Source organism: Corynebacterium sp. HMSC05D08, assembly GCF_001807215.1.
In the GTDB taxonomy this organism is placed as follows: domain Bacteria; phylum Actinomycetota; class Actinomycetes; order Mycobacteriales; family Mycobacteriaceae; genus Corynebacterium; species Corynebacterium striatum.
Genome location: NZ_KV788335.1, coordinates 78,049 through 79,850 on the forward strand (window position 1 = coordinate 78,049; position 1,802 = coordinate 79,850).

Sequence of the window (1,802 nt, forward strand, 5' to 3'; positions counted from 1 at the left end):
ACTACGTGTCCACGATTTGCGGGCAACCCCAGGTGTACCGTTTTAGCCATAGTGAAGACTCATGCAATTTAACCAAAGTTATGCAGCCTAGTGAAATACGGAGTGTGAATTATGGCGGAAACGTGGAGTTCAGAAATTTTTTACCAGGAGATACGCCATTTACTAAAGAGGTATTTTCCCTCAGAAAATTGTGTGTCTCCCGATGATGTCGAAGTACGAGCTACCTGGAAAACGTCCAAGTACGCATATTGCGTATTTTCAGTTAAATCCGCGCAAGGACTTGCATATGTTGGCATGGAATTTGCGCTGATTCCACGACACACTCTTGAATCGGGTGAAAGCTACTCATCAGAGGGGAGAACCGCTGTTACGGGGTGGGGAGATCAGTTGGCAGGAAATGCTGTTGCCCCGTATTTAGATTACGGTTCCGACGATAAGATTGAATGGATTGGTGGCGAGAGAGACTACGATCCGAAGCATTTTACGGAACTAAAAAAAATGAAAAGCGAAGGGGCAGATATTTATCTACCCCTAGCCACTCACAACTAGTCAGACAGTGTTATGTCCATGAGGTTTTTGGACTTGGAGTCCAGCTACTTTGTGGACTCGGAGTCTAGGGACCTTGTGGACGCGGAGTCTCCCCGCTTTTGGACGGGGAGTCCACGGAGTTTTTGTACTGGTGCTAGTTTGGCTTCTTCCGGCGGCTTGGCCGTGGCCCAGAGAGGTTGGGCTTTAGCTCTGGGGGTTGTCGGTGCCACATGCCGACAACGTGGTTTATGTTGATTTGACCGCCGGGTGGACGCTGATTCAGTTGGATCGGTAGCGGAAATGAAAACAGTTTCTCACCGTCGTGATCAGTAAAAAATTCCGCATAGTCACCGGCTACGCTGCTGTAGATGGCTCGATTTTTAAAGCGCAGCCCGACGTAGAGGCCGTGTCCCATGACGCGGACCACCCCGCTTTTGTTGATCCACAGCTTGTCCGGGATAGGCCAGAGTGCATTTACACCGGTAGAGCTTGGCAGTACGGTTGAGGAATCGGCATGGGGTGTATCTTGCTGGATCGCCTTTGTGTCGTTACCTGGTGCCTTGTCTGAAGCTGCAACTTCAGCCAGGGCATTATCTGTCGCGACCACCGTGTCGGCTGCTAAGGCATCTGCTTGGTTGTCGGGGTGAATCCGGTGATATTGCTTCGCGATTTTTGTCCATAAAACATCTGGGTCAATCGGCTGCGTCGGTGGCTGGGCATGCGAGATATTCTCCCAGGCTTGGGCTGGGGTGATGTGCATCTTGCCCCTAAGAAGTCCTTGGTGGCGACGGCGTGTGTTGTAGAAGTCGCGGTAGTCGACAATCAACTGTTGGACCTGCGCGAGCGTCGTGGGGGTACGAGCATCCAAAAACCTGGTCATGGTTTGGTGCGATCGCTCGTCTTTGCCTTGCGTCGTGGGAGCAAAACCCGCACTTGATTGAACCCCCAGACTGGCGAGCCAGCGTTCGGTTTGCGACAGCCGGCCGCGATGGTAGGTAGCAAAGGCATCACCGTTGTCAGAGAGGACTTCTTGGGGAAGTCCATAAGCATCAATGGCTCCACGCAGCGTGATGCGGGCATCGGTGCCGTTTTCTGGAGTTCCAAAAGCTCGGGAGCCGACGTCGAAGCGGCTGGCATCGTCGATAACTTGGTAGATAGTCACTTGCGTGTGAGGCGCATCGAAGAGTCTGTAGACAAACGCATCGATCTGCCACAGTTCATTGACTTCGCCCCTGGCAAAGTGCCTGTAGGACTTACGCGGTCGTTTACGTGCA

At 52.4% G+C, this 1,802-nt stretch carries 2 protein-coding genes; one reads left to right on the top strand and one right to left on the bottom strand.

The window, feature by feature from the left end; genetic code table 11:
- Window positions 1–111 precede the first annotated feature (111 nt).
- On the top strand, window positions 112–549 hold the full coding sequence (locus HMPREF3148_RS13545; RefSeq protein ID WP_034657654.1) for a hypothetical protein: 438 nt from the start codon (window positions 112–114) through the stop codon (window positions 547–549).
- Between the two features lie 133 nt (window positions 550–682).
- Here the strand turns inward: HMPREF3148_RS13545 and HMPREF3148_RS07290 are convergent.
- Window positions 683–1,802, bottom strand: a 1,120-nt coding sequence (locus tag HMPREF3148_RS07290) for a DDE-type integrase/transposase/recombinase (protein WP_070508930.1), incomplete at its 5' end; no start/stop codon positions are given.

Bases quoted from the DNA above. Each gene is read 5' to 3' on its own strand.
- HMPREF3148_RS13545 (WP_034657654.1), top strand. From the start codon at position 112: ATGGCGGAAACGTGGAGTTCAGAAATTTTTTACCAGGAGATACGCCAT.